Here is a 17,339-nt window from a genome sequence, read left to right as displayed (position 1 = left end):
ACGGCACGCGCCGCCGGTTCCGATCGGCCGCACCAGCGAAGTCGTCCGCCGGACCCCGAGTGCGTCGGATTACCGGTGCGGCCCCTTCCTTCGGCAGGATGGGCACCATGACCGAGATCCGCACCCCACGCCTGCTCCTGCGCCGCTGGCAGGACGACGACCTCGCGCCGATGGCCGACATCAACGCGGACCGCCGTGTCATGCGCTGGATCGACGACGGCTCGCCGCGCGACCTGGACGACACGGCGGAGGCCATCGAGCGGTGGGAGGAGGAGTGGGACGAGGAAGGCTTCGGCCTCTTCGCCGTCGAGCTGCTGGCCTCGGGTGAGCTCGCCGGATTCACCGGCCTGTCCGTACCGGAGTTCCTGCCGGAGGTGCTGCCCGCCGTGGCGATCAGCTGGCGGCTCGGCTCCCCGTTCTGGGGCCAGGGATACGCCTCCGAAGCCGCCCACGCCACGCTGGAGTTCGCCCTCCAGGACCGCGGCCTCGACCGCGTCATCAGCATCAACCGGCTCGGGGACGACGCCTCGGAGAACGTCATCCGCAAGCTCGGGATGATCCCCGAGCGAGAGACGACGCACCCGGTGTACGGCTATCCCCTGCACGTGCACGCCATCGACCTGACCGAGTTCCAGGCGTGAAGCGCCGTATCCTCGCGCCCGAGACGTCAGCGGCCCGACCGGCACGGCACCGGTGCCCGAGTGCGATCGCGCCGCTCTCCCAGCCCGGCACGGAGGTCAGCCCGTAGGGGTGTTGTAGTTGACGATGCCCTCCACCATGAGGGCGACCGCGCCGGCCAGTGGGTTGGGGGTTCCGAGGGCCACGACGTCGGGCAGTCTGTGGGCCTCGCTCTCGGTGACGGCGACCATGCCCCAGAACGCGTTGAAGCCCGAAGGGTCCGCCGGCTTGTCGGTGGCCGCTCCCACGGTCAGGACCCCTCCCGTCTCGGCCACGGCCAGCGCGCCCATCTGCCGCAGCGTGTCGTGGTCCCGTTCCTCGGCGGCCACCACGCTCCACCCGGCCACCTCCGCCTGCCGTAAGGCGTCCAGCAGTCTGCCCGGTGCGTCCGCGCCCGCGACAACGATGTCCGGCAGGACGAGGGCGACCGGGCCCTGTGTCATCGGCAGGGCGGACCGGATCGCCCCGTCGAGACCGGACCCCAACGACTCGTCCTGGTAGACGAAGACCATCTGGAAGGTGTCGGCGTACCGCGCGAGATGGCTCACCGTGTCCAGCTTGTGCGTGCCGAACACCACGACCAGGCGCACGTTGAGCCCGCTCTTGGCGAGTTCGACGACCGCTTCCAGACTGCGGTCCAGCACGGTGACCCCGGGGGCCAGACAGTGCAGCTCCTTCGGGTAGGGGGCGCCGAAACGTGTTCCGTAGCCGGCACAGGGGAGGATCACGGAGACATCGGGTACGGGTGTGGACGAACTCTGCATCGCGTGGCACTCCGGTTGTGTGGACGATGGGGGATCTTGCACACCTCGCCGAGCACAGACTGCCCAGGGCTGACCGCGGCCGAACCTCCGGCCCCACCCGCACCACGGTCCCCGGACCGGCTGCTCCCCGTAACGCCCGAAGGTCCAACTCTGCGCTGAATCGGTCGAGTTGAGCGCCATGGCCGGGCGCGGTGACGCGTGGTGATCACCGTTCACCCGGGCCGCCGGGCGACCTACACTGCTGCCGATCATTCCCGACCGCATGGCCGACCCGACGAAAGAGGACGCTGGATGCGGGTGCTGTTGTCTACATACGGGACGCGTGGCGACGTCGAGCCGCTGGTGGCGCTCGCGGTGCGGCTACGGGCGCTCGGCGCCGCGGTGCGGATGTGCGCCCCGCCGGACGAGGAGTTCGCCGAGCGGCTCGCCGGCATCGGAGTGCGGCTGGTCCCGGTCGGGCCGGCCGTCAAGGAGCTGATGCGCGGCAAGACGCTGCCGTCGGCGACGGACCTGGCGCGCTACCGGAACGAACTGGTCGAGACGCAGTTCGCCACGTTCCCCGCGGCGTTCGACGGATGCGACGTGGTGGTGGCGGCAGGCCTGGGGCAGGTCGCCGCGCGGTCCGTGGCCGAGGCCGCCGGGATCCCCTACCTGTACGTGAGCTACGCGGCGGTCCACCTGCCGTCGCCGCACCACGCGCCACCGCCGCGGCCGGGCTGGCCAAAGCCGGGGACCGCCGACAACCGGACGCTGTGGGAGCTGGACGCCCGGAACGTCGACGCGCAGTTCGGCGAGGCGCTCAACACGCACCGGGCGGTGCTCGGTCTGCCGCCGGTGGACGACGTGCGCGACCACATCCTCACCGACCGCCCATGGCTGGCGGCGGACCCGGTGCTGGGGGCGTGGCGGGAGGCACCCGGCCTCGACGTCGTGCAGACCGGCGCGTGGACCCTCCCTGACGAACGCCCCCTCCCCCCGGACCTGTTGAAGTTCCTGGACGCCGGCGGCCCGCCGGTCTACGTGGGCTTCGGCAGCATGTCCCCGGCCGAGGGCATCGGCGGCATGGCCGTCGAGGCGATCCGCGCGCAGGGGCACCGGGTGCTGGTGTCCCGCGGCTGGGCGGACCTGGATCTCGTGGACGGCGGGGACGACTGCTTCGCCATCGGCGAGGTCAGCCACCAGAGCCTGTTCGGCAGGGTCGCCGCCGTGGTCCACCACGGCGGCGCGGGTACCACGCTGACGGCGGCCCGGGCGGGAGCGCCGCAGGTGGTGATACCGCTCCAGCTGTCGGACAACCCGTACTGGGCGGGCCGGGTGGCTGCGTTGGAGCTCGGAGCGGCCCTCGACGCCGCGACCACGACCGTCGAGTCGCTGGGTATCGCGCTCAAGACCGCTCTGTCACCGCAGACCCGGGCGCGGGCGCGGTCCCTGGGCGGCCGGCTGCGCGCCGACGGAGCGGAGGTGGCCGCGCACCGGTTGGCAGACGGGTCGTGGTGAACGACGGCGCCCCGTAGCCCGCGGAGCGGTCAGGGCGGGACTCAGCGGTCACACTTGCCGAAGTCCCGGGCGGGGCACGCCCGTTCGGGGCCGAGGCAGGCCGATGTCGCGGCACCCGCGGCCGATCGCCCCGCGACGGACACCGCGCCCCGGGTTGCTAGCGTTCGGATCATGGATGACGGCGTGTACGTGGGCAGTGCGGGCAAGGACGCGGCGGTGAACCGGGGGTGGCTGCTCGGGCACTTCATGGAGCGGGGCGATCCCCGCCACAGTGACGCCGTCGAGGTCAAGTGGGGTGTGCATCCACGCGGCGAGCGACGGGCGCAGTGGGTGGAGGGCGAGGTGCGGACGGCTCTGCTGGTGCTCGTCTCGGGACGCTTCCGGATGGAGTTCCCCGGCCGCAGCGTGCTGCTGGAGCAGCAGGGCGACTACGTGGTCTGGGGCCGGGGCGTGGATCACTCCTGGTGCGCCGAGGACGACTCCGTGGTCATGACCCTGCGCTGGCCGTCCGTCTCCGGATACGCCGTCCCCGACGAGGGGAGCGAGGCACCCCCGAAGTGAGCGCGGCACCGGCGAGGTGACACGGCACGACCGAAGTGGGCCGTTGGCCGCATGTGGTCCGCTATCTTCGGGCAAAACCCTTAATGTCGCGTGCCGAGCGCAAACAGTATTCCGCCGCCGGACGGGTGTGGCGTTGGTCACGGTTGACCGTCTATTCGAAGCGCATTTAGCATCGACGCAAATGAGCCACCGCACGGGGCCCGAATAAGCAGAACCGTCCGCGATCGCTACCCTGCACACACCTCGCTCAACTTTATAGAGTTTTTCCCGCGCTCCGCGCTGCTCGCGCAGCGGCGCGACGATGGCGTTGACCAGGTCGGATAACCGATCTCCCCAGCCGGGGCCCTACCAAAGAGCAGAAGAGCCGAGCCCTGTAGGCATTGCGCCGACGCCACTCTTCGCCCCCTTTTCACCGCGCTCTCTTCTCGTGAAGGGTAATCCGTGTCTTTACCCCGAATCACAGCCAATAATCGTTCCGACGAAGAGACAAAATCCGCGCCATTGTCACTGGCGCAGGAGCGTCTATGGGTGATGGCGCGCATGGACGGAGACGCCAGCGCCGCCTACAACGAGCCGATGCCCTTCGATATCCGGGGGCCGCTCGACCGGGACCTGCTCATCAGGGCGCTGGGTCTGCTCGCGGACCGGCACGAGGCGTTGCGCACCCGGCTGGTGCCCGCAGGGGGTTCGGCTCTGCAGGTCGTCGATCCGCCGGGCACGGGGTTCCCGGTGGCCTTCGAGGATCTGACGGGACTGCCGGACCGGGCGGAACGGTTCGCACGCATACGGTCGCAGGTGGAGGGCACCCCGTTCCGGCTGGGCGAGGAGCCCATGGTGCGCGGCTGCCTGACAGCCCTCGAACCGGACCATCACGTCATGATCCTGGTGGCGCACCACATCGTCTTCGACGGCTGGTCCCGCTCGCTGCTGCTGCGCGAGCTGGGCCTGGTGTACTCCGCGCTGCAGCGGGAGGAGGACGCCGAACTGCCCGAACTGACCTGGCAGTACAGCGACTACACGCGCTGGCAGTGGGAGTGGGTCTCGGGCGCCGAGCCCGCCGCGCACGCCGGCTACTGGACCTCCGCGCTGGCCGGCACCCCGGCCGTGATCTCCCTGCCCACGGACCGGCCCCGCCCGCCCGAACAGGACTTCCGGGGCGACCGGTTGGCCGTGACCGTCGACGAGGAGCTGACCCGGGCCCTGCGCGCACTGGCCTCGGACAACGATGTCTCCCTCTACGCGACCGTCCTCACCGGCTGGTCCGTGCTGCTGTCCCTGCTCTCCGGGCAGGACGACATCGTGGTCGGCGCACCCACGTCCAACCGCCGGCGCGGAGACGTCGAGGGGCTGATCGGCCTCTTCGTCAACACCCTCGCCCTGCGCGCGGATCTCTCCGGCTCCCCCACCGTCAGGGACTCCCTGAAGCGGGTGAACCAGCGGATCCGTGACGCCCTCAGCCACGTCGACCTCCCCTTCGAGCGGGTCGTCGAACTGGTCAACCCACCGCGGAGCCCCGCCTGCACAGCCCTCTTCCAGACCATGTTCGCCTGGGTCCCCTCCATGCGGGGGGAGTTCGAACTCCAAGGCCTGGACGTTGAGTTGCGGGAGGACGCGGCCCACGTACCCGCGAAGTTCGACATGGTCCTGGCGCTGGCCGACGAGGGCCGGATCCTCACCGGGGAGATCGACTACGCGGTGGCGCTCTACGACCGGGCGACGGTCGAACGGTGCGTACGCCAGTTCCTGCGCGTGCTGCGGCTGATGACCGAGCGGCCGGATGCCGAGGTCGCCGATCTGACGCTGCTCGACGAGGAGGAACAGCGTGCGCTGCTGGCCGGCTTCAGCACCGGGCCCGGCGTGTCCGGCCCGGCGTCGGCCGGTGTGCTGGAGCGCTTCGCCGCGCAGGTCCGTGAACGCCCCGGGCAGAGCGCGGTGGTCGCCGGTGACACGGAGCTGGACTACGCGACGCTCGACCGCCGGGCCAACCGTCTCGCCCATGCGCTGATCGCCCGCGGTGCCGGTCCCGACCGCGTGGTGGGCCTGCACACCGGGCGTACGGCCGAACTCGTCGTCGGCGTGCTCGGCATCCTCAAGTCCGGGGCCGCCTACCTGCCCCTCGACCCCGGCCAGCCCCCGGAGCGGCTGACCGCCATGGTGGACGACGCCGGACCGGTCCTCGTACTGACCGACCGGCGGGACACCCCCGACGGCGGCGGGCGGTCGTGGGAGCACCTGGCGAAGGTGGAGGCGGAGGGGACGCACGACGAGGCACCGGCCCTCGGCACGGACCCGGCCCGCCTCGCCTACGTCATCTACACCTCGGGCTCGACCGGCCGCCCCAAGGGCGTGGCGGTGACGCACCGCAGCGTCGTCAACCTCTTCGACCACTGGCGCGAACTCATGGGGGACGCCCCCGGCGAGGCCTCCTCGGCCTGGTCGAGCATCGGGTTCGACGCGTCGGTGCACGAACTCCTGGTCCCCCTGGCCACCGGCGCCGTACTCCACCTGGTGCCCGACGAACTCCGCGGTGACCCGCGGGCGTTGCTGGACTGGATGCGCGACCGCAAGGTCACCCAGGCGTTCCTGCCCCCGTCCTACGTCCTGTGGATCGGCGAGGATCCGGCCGCGCGGCTGGCCGGGTCGAGCCTGCGCCAGCTGCTCACCGGAGTGGAATCCCTGCCCGAGAGCACCCTGTACCGCATGCGTGAGCTGCTGCCGGGCCTGCGCATCTGCTTCGGCTACGGCCCGACCGAGGCCACGCTCTACTCCACCGCGTACACCGACCCGCAGCCGTACGAGCGGTCGTGTCCCATCGGGCGTCCGCTGCGCGGCACCCGTCTGTACCTGCTCGACGGCCGTATGCGCCCGGTGCCCGTGGGAGTTCCCGGGGAGGTCTACCTCGGCGGCGCGAGCCTGGCCCGCGGCTATCTCAACCGCCCCGACCTCACCGACGAGCTCTTCGTGCCCGACCCGTTCGTGCCCGGAGAGCGCCTCTACCGCACCGGGGACCTGGCACGGTGGCTCCCGGACGGCAACGCCGAGTACGTGGGCCGTCGCGACGACCAGCTCAAGCTGCGCGGGTTCCGGATCGAGCCGGGCGAGGTCGAGGCGGCGCTGCTGGCGGTCCCCGGTGTGCGGGAGGCCGTCGTGCTGGCCGATCGCGACACACCCGGCGGCCCGCACCTGGTGGCCGGCGTCGGATGTGACGGCGGGGCCCCGCGGCTGCCGTACGAGTGGCGGGCGGCCCTCAAGGACCGGCTGCCGGACTACATGATCCCGACGGTGGTGGCCGAGTTCCCGCGGCTGCCGTTGAACCGCAGCGGCAAGGTGGACCGGGCGCAGGTGCTGCGCGCCACGGCCGGGACCCGCGCGGGGCGGGTCAACGCGGCCGCGCCCCGTGACCACGTGGAGATGGCGCTGTACCGGGTCTGGCGCGGTGTGCTGCTGCACCCGGACATCGGCATCGGTGACAACTTCTTCGAGCTGGGCGGCACTTCGATATCGGCGATCAAGATGGCGTCCGCGGTCCAGGAGGAGCTCGGCGTCACGCTGCCCGTCCGGGACGTCATGCTGCACCCCACCATCGAGGCGCTCGCCGAGCGGGTCCGCGGCCACGGCGGTGCTGCCGCGCGGTCGCCGGAGACCAGCAGCCTGGTCGAGTTCCGTGCCGGCGGCGGCCGACGGCGTGTGGTGTGTGTGCACCCCGCCGGCGGCACCGCGTTCTGCTACCTGCCGCTCTCCGCCGAACTGGCCGACGACATCGGCGTGGTGGGGCTTCAGGCGCCCGGCATCAACCCGGGCGAGGCCACCCTGCCCGGTGTCGGGGCGATGGCCGAGGAGTACCTGCGGCTCGTCGCTCCCCGGGCCGACGAGGCACTGGTGCTGTGCGGGCTCTCCTTCGGCGGTCTGATCGCGTACGAGATGGGCCGCCGTCTGGTGGCGGCCGGGCACGAGAGGGTGAGCGTGGTCCTGCTCGACACCCACGGTGCCCAGGACGACGAGGAGCGCGCCGCGATGGCGCCGGTCGGCATGGCGGAGTTCCGGGAGAAGCTGGTGCGCTTCAACGGCATGTACCCGGGCATCGACGACGACCAGGTGGCCCGGTACCTCGACGTCTACAACCACCATCGCGAGACGGGGCGCGACTACGCCGTACCCGAGTCGTCCGCCCGTGTCGTGCTGATGCAGGCGACGGCCGTGGAGGACGAGGACGCCGAGGGTGCTGCCGCTCGTCTACGCGCGTTCTGGCGGCACCGGGCCGGCGGCGGGTTCGCGGTCGAGCCGGTCGCCTGCGGTCACTGGGACATGCTGGAGAGCGACGAACTCCCGCGCGTCGCCGCCGTCCTCACCACCGAACTGCACCGGCTGACGTCTGCCCCCGGCCAGGGCGGGCCGGAGCGCACGACTTCCTCAGGCACTTCGGAGGCACGATGAAACCGCGCGTCGAGACGTCCCCCGCCGATGCGGCCGAGGACCGGGACTCCCCTGCCGGAACGGCCCTTCGGATCCACCGCCGGGCCCTGCGCACACCGCACGCCGAGGCGCTCGTCGACGGCGACGTCGTCCTGGACTACGCGACGTTGAACGCGACGGCGGCCGCCGTCGCCGAGGAGCTGGCACGCCGGGGCGTCACGGCGGGGCAGGCCGTGGCGGTGGCACTGCCGCGGTCGTGGCGGCTGGTCTGCGTGATGCTCGGGGTGCTGCGGCTGGGGGCACGGGTCGTGCCCCTCGACACGCAGAGCCCCGCCGAGCGCCGTCACTTCGTCCTCCGGGACTCCGCCGCGGTCGCCCTGGTGCACGACGGGGTCGAGGCGTCCGGTCAACTCCCGCAGGAAGTAGTGCCGTTCGCGGTGGACGTCCTGCTGTCCGGGCTCCCGGACGCCGGCACCACCGTGCCGGCACCGTCCGCCCCCGCCGAGGTGTCGTTCCTGTTCTACACCTCCGGAACGACCGGGCAGCCCAAGGGAGTCGAGGTCGGGGACGCCGGCGTACGGCGGCTGGCACAGCCCGGCTACATCCGCGTCGAACCCGGTCTGCGCTACGCCTGCCTGGCCAATCCGGCGTTCGACGCGCTGAGTTTCGAGGTCTGGACGCCCCTGCTCACCGGTGGCTGCTGCGTGGTCCTGAGCGACGCGGACGTGCAGACTCCGCAGCGGTTCGCCTCGGCCCTGCGGCTCGGGCGCGTGGACACCGTCTTCATCACCACGGCGCTGTTCAACGCGATGGTCACGGCCGTGCCGGACTGCTTCGCCACGGTCGGCGAGGTCCTGGTGGGCGGTGAGCAGCTCAACCCCCGGGTGATGCAACGCTGGTACCGGGACAACGCCGACAGCGCCACCCGCCTGTTCAACGTCTACGGGCCGACCGAGTCCACCACCTTCGCCCTGTGCCATCCGATCCCACGGGACTTCGACGGGGACGTGGTGCCGATCGGCCGCCCCTTGCCGGGAACCGGTGCGCTCCTGGTCGTACCGGGGCAGGAGCGGGTCGCCGCGCCCGGTGAGGTCGGCGAACTCCTGCTGAGCGGGGCCGGACTCGCCGTCGGGTACCGCAACCTTCCCGAGGAGACCGAGCGGCGTTTCGTCCGGCTGCCGTGGCTCGACGCAGGCGCGGAGCGGTACTACCGCACCGGTGACCTCGTCCGGGCCGACGACGAGGGTCTGGTGGAGTACGTCGGCCGAACGGACCGGCAGGTCAAGGTCCGTGGCTTCCGGATCGAGCCCGGCGAGGTGGAACGCCGTGTTCTCACCCACCCGGCGGTCCAGCGGGCCTTCGTGTGCACGCGCCGCGCGGGGCCGGAGGGCCCCAACGAACTGCTGGCGTTCGTCGTCCTCGGCCGGGAGCTGTCCTACGAGGAGTTCGACGGCCACCTGGCGGCCCACCTGCCCGCCTACATGCGCCCCCACCAGATCCATCGCGTGGGCGAACTGCCGCTCAACGCCAACGGAAAGGTCGACCAGGCCGCCCTGCTGCGGCAGGCCGACCGGCCCTGGCGGCCCGCCGGCTCCGGCGCACCGGTCATGACGGAGACGGAGCGCCGGGTCGTGGAACTGGCCGAGGAGATACTCGGCACCACCGGTCTCGGGCTCGGCGACCGGTGGATCGCCAGCGGCGGCGACTCGTTGAAGGCGCTGAGGTTCTGCTTCGCCGTACGGCAGCGGTGGGACCGCGAGTTGACCCGGGCGGCCGTCCTCCACGGCGACCTGGCCGCCGTCGCCCGGTCGTTGGCCACGGTCGGGTCCGACGCGGCGGGCCCCTTGCCGGCGCCGGTGGTCTCCGGCGCCCGCTCGGCGCCCGCCACCAGCGAACAGCAGCGGCTGTGGCTGCTCCAGCGCCGCACCCCGGACTCGCGGGCCTACTCCGTCAACCAGGCCTTCCACGTGGACGGGCCCGTGGACACCGCCGCCCTCCGGCGGGCGCTGCGCGACCTGGTGGCCCGGCACGCGGCACTGCGGACGGGCTTCGCCGCCGGACCTGACTGCCTGGAGCAGAGCGTAGGCGAGCCCTACGACCCCTGGCACGAGCCGGGACCGAGGCGGACCTGGGACGAGCGGGAGGCGCACGCCTTCGCCGACACCTTCTTCGCCGAGCCGTTCGACCTCGCGGTCCCCCGCATGCTCCGGGCCTGCTGGCTGCCGCGCGCCGACGGCGGCACGCTGCTGCTGCACCTGCACCACATCGCCGTGGACGGCTGGTCGTTGAGCATCCTGCTGCACGACCTGTCGGCCGCCTACGCGGGAAGCGGCCGGTCCGGGGATCCCGGTCCGACCCCGCTGGACCTCGCCGTCTGGCAGGCCGGCCGGTTCGCGAGCCCGGCCTACCGGTCGCAGCGCGACGAACTCCTCGCGTTCTACCGTGATCTGGAGGAGCCGCCGGAGCCGCTGCCCTCCCAAAAAGCGGGTCCCGCGCCACGGGCGCACCTGCTGCGCACCTCGCTCGACGTCGTTCGGCGGGCCCGGGTGGACCAGGTGTGCGCCGAGTCCGGACTGACCCGGTTCCAGGTCCTGCTGACCGTCTTCTCCTGGTGCCTGTACGGCGTGACCGGTCTGGTCCGTCCGCGCGTCGCCGCGCCGGTCGCGGGCCGCGCGGTGCGCGAGTTCGAGAACAGCGCGGGCATGATGGCCAACACCGTGCTGCTGCCTCTGACCGTCGTACCCGGCGCGGACCTGCGCTCGCACCTCGACCGGGCCGGGGCCGGCACCGGGCAGGTGCTGGAACGCCAGGACGTGGCGCTCACGGACGTCCTGACCGGCTGGGAGGGTGTCGGCGACGGCACACCGTTCGACTTCCTGTTCGTCCTGGAGAACACCGACTTCGAGGCGCTGCGGCTGCCCGGCTGCACCCAGCGCCCGCTGTGGTGGGCGGCCCCGGAGGCCAAGTGCCCGATGACGGTCTCCGTGGTCGAGCACGCGGACGGACTCGACGTGCTGTGGGAGTACGCCGAGGACCGGTTCGGCGGCGCAGAGGTCGAGGCGATGGCGGAGCTGTTCCGGCGGGGCGTGGACGCGCTCGCGGCCGGTGGCCGGTCCACCGCCCGGGAACTCGTCGTACCGTACCGGCGGTCCCTTCCCGAGCACGGACGCGGACCCGCTCCGGAGCCGGGGTTCCGTACGATCGCCGAGGGCTTCGGACGGCAGGTCGCCCGCACGCCGGACGCCCCCGCCGTCGTCACCGCCGACGGTGACAGCCTCAGCTACGCGGCCCTCGACGCCCGTGCGGCGGCCCTCGCCGCGGAACTCGCCGACCGCTACCCGGTGCCGGCCGACGGCGGCCCCTGCCGGGCGGCCCTGTACCTGGATCCCTCCGTCGAACACGTGGTGGCGCTGCTGGCGCTGGCCAGGCTGAACATCACCGCCGTCCCGCTCGACCCCTCCTACCCCGCCGACGTGCTCCGCCGCGTCCTGGAGCGGGTCGACCCGCTCTGCGTCCTCACCACGCGCGACAGCGCTCCGGCGCTGGACACGCTGCTCCCCGAGGGCGTGCCGCGCCACCTCGTCGCACCGGCGGCCCCGGCGCCACGGGACGGCGACAGCGACAGCGACAGCACGAGTGCGCCGTACGGCCGGAGCGCGGTCGGCGTGCCCGCGCACGACGGCGCCCGCCCCCTGTACACGCTGTTCACCTCCGGCTCCACCGGCGTCCCCAAAGGCGTGCAGATCCACGACCGCACCCTGTGCGACCTGATCAGGTGGCAGTCCGGCCCCGGTGGCCTGACCGCCCCCGCGGTCACCCAGCAGTTCTCGATGCTCGCGTTCGACGTGTCCTTCCAGGAGATCTTCGGAACGCTCTGCACCGGGGGCAGCCTCCGGCTCGTGCGCCCCGAGTGGCGTCAGGACGCGCCCGCGCTCCTGGACCGGCTGGAGGCCACGGGCGCCGAGCGGATCTTCATGCCCTACGTGGCCCTGCAACTGCTCGCCGAGTACGCCGTCCGCCTGGGCAGGTATCCCTCGCGCTTGCGTGAAGTGGTCACCGCCGGAGAACAGTTGGTGTGCACCGAGAGCATACGGCGCTGGTTCGCCGGACTGCCCGGCGCACGCCTGTTCAACCACTACGGGCCGACCGAGACGCATGTGGTCAGCGCCCTGTGCCTGGAGGGCGACCCCGGGCGGTGGCCCGAACGGCCCGCCGTAGGACGCCCGGTGGCCGGCGCGGATCTGCGGGTGGTGGACGCCCAGGGAGACCCCGTGCCCGCCGGGTGCACCGGCGAGCTGCTGATCGGCGGCACCATGACCACCCGCTGCTACCTCGGCGAACCGGCCCTCGACGGTGCCCGGTTCGTCGAACTGCCCGGCGCCGGCCTGTTCTACCGCAGCGGTGACCGGGCGTTCTTCGACCCTGCGGGCCTGCTGCACTACGCGGGCCGCGACGACCAGCAGATCAAACTGAGCGGGCACCGGCTGGAACTCGGCTCCGTCGAGGCGGCTCTGCTGCGCCATCCGGCGGTGGTCAACGCCGTCGTGACCCGTGACGGGGAGAGGCTGACGGCCGGCCTGGAGCTCCGTGGCGAGGCGCCGTCCGCCGACGAGCTGACCGCGCACCTGTCCGCCCTGCTGCCCTCCTACGTCCGTGTGGACCGTTTCCGCAGGCTGGAACGGCTGCCCCGCACCCCCAGCGGCAAGCTGGACCGGCAGGCGGTCGTCCGGGCGCCGGGCGAGGAGATACGTCGTTCCGCGACCGCCCGGACGGCTCTGTCGGCCGAGGAGGAACGGCTGACCGCCGCGTTCGAGGAGGTCACCGGCACGGCGATCGCACCGGACCAGACCTTCTTCGAGGCGGGCGCCTCCAGTCTCGCGCTGATGCGCTTCCATCTGCGGTGCACGACGGCGCTCGGTCTGCGCTTCGGCGTCGCGGACCTGTTCGAGCACGTCACCGTCCGCGCCCTGGCCCGCCACCTCACCGCCCCCCGTCCGCTCACCCCGTCGGCCGCGGCGCACGACGCGCTCCCCGCGCCGGGCGAGCCGGTCGCGGTCGTCGGGATGGCGGTGCGGGTGCCCGGCGCCCCCGATCTGGCCGCCTTCTGGGACCTGGTGGTCTCCGGCGGCACCGGGATCCGCCGGATCGACGCGCCGGAGGGAGTCGTCGGCGCGCACAGCACGCTCGACGGCATGCTGGACTTCGACCCGGGCCACTTCGGCATCAGCCCGCAAGAGGCGCGCCTGATGGACCCCCAGCAGCGCCATCTGCTGATGGCCGGCGTGCAGGCCCTGGCGCACGCCGGGCTGGCGGACACCTCGGCCACCCGGGTCGGGCTGGTGGCCGGCGCGGGCGAGAACACCTACTTCCAGTCCCTGCTGCGCGAGGCGGACCCCGGCCGGCTGCCGGACGGCTTCCAGCTCGCCCTGCACCATGAGAAGGACTTCCTGGCCACCAAGGTCGCCTACCACCTCGGGCTGACGGGTCCCGCCTTCGGCGCCCAGACGGCCTGCTCCAGCTCCCTGGTCGCCGTACACCTGGCGGCCGGTCTGCTCCGGCAGGGCGAAGCCGACGCGATGCTCGCGGGCGGAGTGCTCGTCGACCCCGGGCTGACCGGCGGCTACCGCTACCGCCCGCAGCACATCTTCTCGGCGGACGGCGACTGCCGGCCCTTCAGCGACGACGCCACCGGCACGGTCGGCGCGAGCGGTGTCGGCGTCGTCGTCCTCAAGACGCTGCGGCGGGCGCGGCGCGACGGCGACACCGTCTACGCGCTGATCACGGGCTCCGCGATCAACAACGACGGTGCGGCGAAGATGAGTTACACCGCGCCGTCCCTGGCCGGGCAGCGGGAGGTGATCCGCACCGCCCTGTCCCGGGCCGGACGCACGGGCGCCGACCTCGGCTACGTGGAGGCGCACGGCACCGGCACCCGGCTGGGCGACCCGATCGAAGTGGGCGCGCTGCGGCAGGCGTTCGACGTGAGCGAGTCCGGTCGCTGCGCGCTCGGTTCCGTCAAGAGCCAGCTCGGCCACATGGGTGCGGCCGCCGGAGTGGTGGGCCTGGTCCGCGCGGTCCTCGCCGTGCACCACGGGACGCTTCCGCCGAACCTCAACTTCCGTGCCTTCAACCCCGAGATCGGTCCCGACCCCACGCCCTTCTTCGTGCCGACCGAAGCCGCGCCCTGGCCCGGAGGACGCGAACGGGTGGCCGCGGTCAGCAGCTTCGGGATCGGCGGCACCAACGCCCATGTCATCGTGGAGCAGGACACCGCGCCCGTGACGCCGGCCGCCCACGAGGTGGCGGAGTGCCTCGTGCTGTCGGCCTCCGGCCCGGACGCCCTCGCCTCCGACGCCGACCGCATCGCCGACTACCTCCGCCTCCACCCGGAGCGCCTCGGGCCGGTGCTGCGGCACCTCCAGTCCGGCCGGGTCCCGCGCCGTCTGCGGACCGCGGCGGCCGTGCCGGACGCCGCCGCGGCCGAACGCTGGCTGCGCGCGGTGGCCGTGGGAGTGGTACCGCACGGTACGGCGGACCCGGACGCCCCGGCCGTCCACGCGGACGGCCGTACGGCCGACGGTCTCGCCGCGGACTGGGCAGCCGGGCACCCCGTGGACTGGGGTACGGGCTCGGCTCCCGCGCCCTGGGACTTCCCGCCCCCGTCCTTCTCCCTCGCCGCGTACGACTTCGACCGACGGCCCGATGCCCCGCCCCGGGACCCGCCCGGGGGCTCGCCCGAGGACGGGCGTGCGGCCCCGGCCGCCGTGCCCCGGCGGCTGCCCCGGGAGAACTGGCTGCACCAGCCGCACTGGGTCAGGTTGCGCCGGGCCGCCGTCGCGGACACCACCGTGCCGTCCGGGCACGCGTCCGCCGTGGTCGTCGTGGCCGCCGAGGACACACCGCGGACAGCGCTCGCGCCCTTCAAGGCGGTGGCGCCCCGGGTGATACGGGTGTACCCGGCCGGTGCCTTCGCCCGCAGAGGACCGGACGCCTACGCCGCGGACCCCGCCGATCCTGCGTCGCTGCGCCGGCTGCTCGACGCGCTGTCCGAGGACGGTGTCCCGGCCTCCGCCGGCCTGGAGTGGGTGCACGCCCTGCCCCTCGACGTGACCGGGCCGGTCGGTCCCGCGGCCCTGGCACACGCCCGTCGCGCCTGCCTGGACAGCACGGCGGCGCTGGCCCGGGCGCTGAGCGGGCGGACCGGATCCCCACGGGTGTGGTGGCTGTCGTACGGCGCCCGGCCCGTGGCAGGGGTGGTGGACCGGCCCGAACTGGCGCTGCTCGCCGGGCCGGTGGAGGTCGGCCCGCAGGAGTCGGCCCTGCACGGTCACTGGCTCGACCTCCCCGACGGCGACCTCACCCGCTGGGCCGGGCAGGTGGCCTCGGTCGTCGCCGAAGCGGGTGCGGCCGGTCGTCCCGACGGTCCGGGTCTGCCGCGTCAGCTCGCGCTGCGGCAGGGGTACTGGTGGCGGCCGGACACCGTGCCGGTACCGGAGCCGGAGGGGACGCGGTCACTCGTCCCGGCCGGGGCGGACACCGTGCACCTGGTGCTCGGCGGCACGGGCGGGATCGGCAGCGCCGTCGCCGCCTGGCTGCTCGAACACACCCGTGGCCGGGTGCTGCTGCTGTCGCGGGACCCGCGGCTGCCCGGGGAGTTGAGCGGGTGGGCCCACCGCGTCGGTCTCGTCCGGGCGGATCTCGCGACCCTGGCCGTACCCGAGGTGGCGGCGGCCGTCGCCGCGCACACGGCACGGCTGGACGGCGTGGTCCACGCGGCCGGTCTGGGACACGGCGGGCTGCTCGTACGGCGTGACGCGGACGCGATGCGGGAGGCCTCCGCGGTCCGTGAGCGGGGCGCACTGGTCGTCGAGCACCTGGTCGAAGCCTTCCGGCCGGAGATCGCGGTCTACTGCTCCTCGATGTCGGCCCTGCTCGGCGGGGTCGGCCAGAGCGACTACGCGGCCGGTGCGAGCCTCCTCGACGCCTTCGCCCACCACCGGGCCACCGGGACGGAGACGACCGTCCGGATCGGCATCGACTGGGACGTCTGGCGCGAGACCGGGATGGCGACCCGGGTCCTGGACGCGGACAGCCGCCATCAGGCCCACCTCGCGGTCGGCCTGACCGTCGAGGAGGGCAGGGCGGTCTTCGCCCATGCCCTGGCCCTGCAACTGCCCCAGCTCCTGGTGTCCACGACCGACATCGATGTCTCCCGGGCCTTCTACGCGCCCGCCGCGGCAGCGGACCGGTCCGCGGGTTCCGGACCCGCGCGGGGGACGGACCCGGAGCCGGAGGCAGTCTCCGGCGCCGGCGGTCCCGGAGCGCGGGCGGAGGCCATGGACCGGGTGATCCGGGAGCTGCTGGGCGTGGCCGAACTGGATCCCGAGGACTCCCTCTACGACCTGGGCGCCGACTCACTGACCATGATCAGCCTGATCGCCGAGATCGAGGACGACTACGGCGTCGAGTTCGACCTGGCCTCCTTCAGCCACCGCGTCAGCCTCACGGAGATCCTCAAGCACATCGAGGCGGCCCTCACCGCCGTCGAGCCCACCGTCGAGCCCACCGCCGAGGCCACCGCCGAGGCCACCGCCGAGGCGCCCGACCGCGCCTCCCGGGTCGTCCTCGACATCTGGCAGGAGGGCACCGGTCCGGCCGTCCTGTGCCTGGTGCACCCCGTGGGCGGGGACATCCAGGCCTACCGCTCCCTGGTGGCGGCGCTCGGCCCCGAGCCGACGGTGTGCCTCATCGCCGACCCGGCGCTCCGCGACAGCGAGACGCCCGCGTGGTCCCTGGCCGAGCGGGCCGGTCACTACGACAGGGAGCTGCGGGCCCGCTTCGGCGGACCGGACCACCGGCTGCACCTGGCCGGATGGTCCTTCGGCGCCCGCGTCGCGATGGAGATGGCGGGACTCGCCGAGGCGAGCGGCCGGCCGCCGGAGGCGCTCTACCTGCTGGATCCGCCGCCGCCCGAGGCGACGGCGCTGGTCGCGGCCTACGACGAGGCCCGTCTGGAGAAGGTGTTCGCCGCCGAACTGGGCACCGGGGCCTCCTCGTCGCCGACCGAGCACGCGCAGGCGTACGCCGAGCGGCTGGCCCGCTGCTGCCGCGCGAACCTGCGCAGCCTCGGGGAGCACCGCGTGCGACCGCTCGTCTCCGTCCCCACGTACCTGTGGCTCGCCGAGCGTCCCACGGAGGGCCTGCCCGCCCCCGCGGACCCGCGGGAGGCGGACCGGCAGTGGAACGGCTGCCTGCCCGCGTCCGCCGTACGCGGGTACCTGCCCACGGACCACTACGGCGTCGTCGCGGCACCCCATGTGAACACGGTGGCCGAGGCCATCGGCGCGACGCTGGCGTCCCCGGGTTCCGGCGGTGCCGGTTCCCGGCCGGCCGCCGACCTGTAATCCCCCATCCCCGTTGGAGGTT

6 protein-coding genes are annotated in these 17,339 nt (G+C 73.2%); 5 read left to right on the top strand and 1 reads right to left on the bottom strand.

Annotated elements, in window-relative coordinates:
- Positions 1-107: 107 nt before the first annotated feature.
- On the top strand, positions 108-641 hold the full coding sequence (locus ACZ619_RS13530; protein ID WP_469598087.1) for a GNAT family N-acetyltransferase: 534 nt from the start codon (positions 108-110) through the stop codon (positions 639-641).
- Positions 642-737: 96 nt separating this feature from the next.
- Here the strand turns inward: ACZ619_RS13530 and ACZ619_RS13525 are convergent, their stop codons facing one another.
- Complete coding sequence (locus ACZ619_RS13525) at positions 738-1,406, bottom strand: NTP transferase domain-containing protein (RefSeq protein WP_469598085.1); 669 nt, start codon at positions 1,404-1,406, stop codon at positions 738-740.
- Positions 1,407-1,733: 327 nt separating this feature from the next.
- Here ACZ619_RS13525 and ACZ619_RS13520 point away from each other — a divergent pair, with 327 nt between their 5' ends.
- The 4 genes from ACZ619_RS13520 (at position 1,734) to ACZ619_RS13505 (ending at position 17,317) form a co-directional block, all read left to right on the top strand.
- Positions 1,734-2,939, top strand: coding sequence for a glycosyltransferase (locus tag ACZ619_RS13520; RefSeq protein WP_469598083.1), 1,206 nt, complete (start codon positions 1,734-1,736; stop codon positions 2,937-2,939).
- A 171-nt stretch (positions 2,940-3,110) separates the two neighbouring features.
- Entirely contained in the window at positions 3,111-3,500 is a 390-nt protein-coding gene (locus ACZ619_RS13515) for a cupin domain-containing protein (RefSeq protein WP_469598081.1), read from the top strand.
- A 441-nt stretch (positions 3,501-3,941) separates the two neighbouring features.
- Positions 3,942-7,934, top strand: a complete 3,993-nt coding sequence (locus ACZ619_RS13510; protein WP_469598078.1) for a non-ribosomal peptide synthetase — start codon at positions 3,942-3,944, stop codon at positions 7,932-7,934.
- The gene (locus tag ACZ619_RS13505) at positions 7,931-17,317 is read left to right on the top strand and encodes an amino acid adenylation domain-containing protein (protein WP_469598076.1); all 9,387 of its coding nucleotides are present in this window, start codon (positions 7,931-7,933) and stop codon (positions 17,315-17,317) included. The genes ACZ619_RS13510 and ACZ619_RS13505 overlap by 4 nt, the downstream gene beginning before the upstream one ends.
- The last annotated feature ends 22 nt before the right edge of the window (positions 17,318-17,339 follow it).

The sequence above is a fragment of the Streptomyces sp. NPDC104367 genome, from assembly GCF_055583825.1.
The sequence above is the reverse complement of the archived record's forward strand: the minus strand, read 5'-3'. Positions and strand labels throughout refer to the sequence as shown.

Excerpts from the sequence above, each read along its gene's own strand:
- ACZ619_RS13530 (WP_469598087.1), top strand. The coding sequence starts at position 108 with ATGACCGAGATCCGCACCCCACGCCTGCTCCTGCGCCGCTGGCAGGAC.
- ACZ619_RS13505 (WP_469598076.1), top strand. The coding sequence starts at position 7,931 with ATGAAACCGCGCGTCGAGACGTCCCCCGCCGATGCGGCCGAGGACCGG.
- ACZ619_RS13520 (WP_469598083.1), top strand. The coding sequence starts at position 1,734 with ATGCGGGTGCTGTTGTCTACATACGGGACGCGTGGCGACGTCGAGCCG.
- ACZ619_RS13515 (WP_469598081.1), top strand. The coding sequence starts at position 3,111 with ATGGATGACGGCGTGTACGTGGGCAGTGCGGGCAAGGACGCGGCGGTG.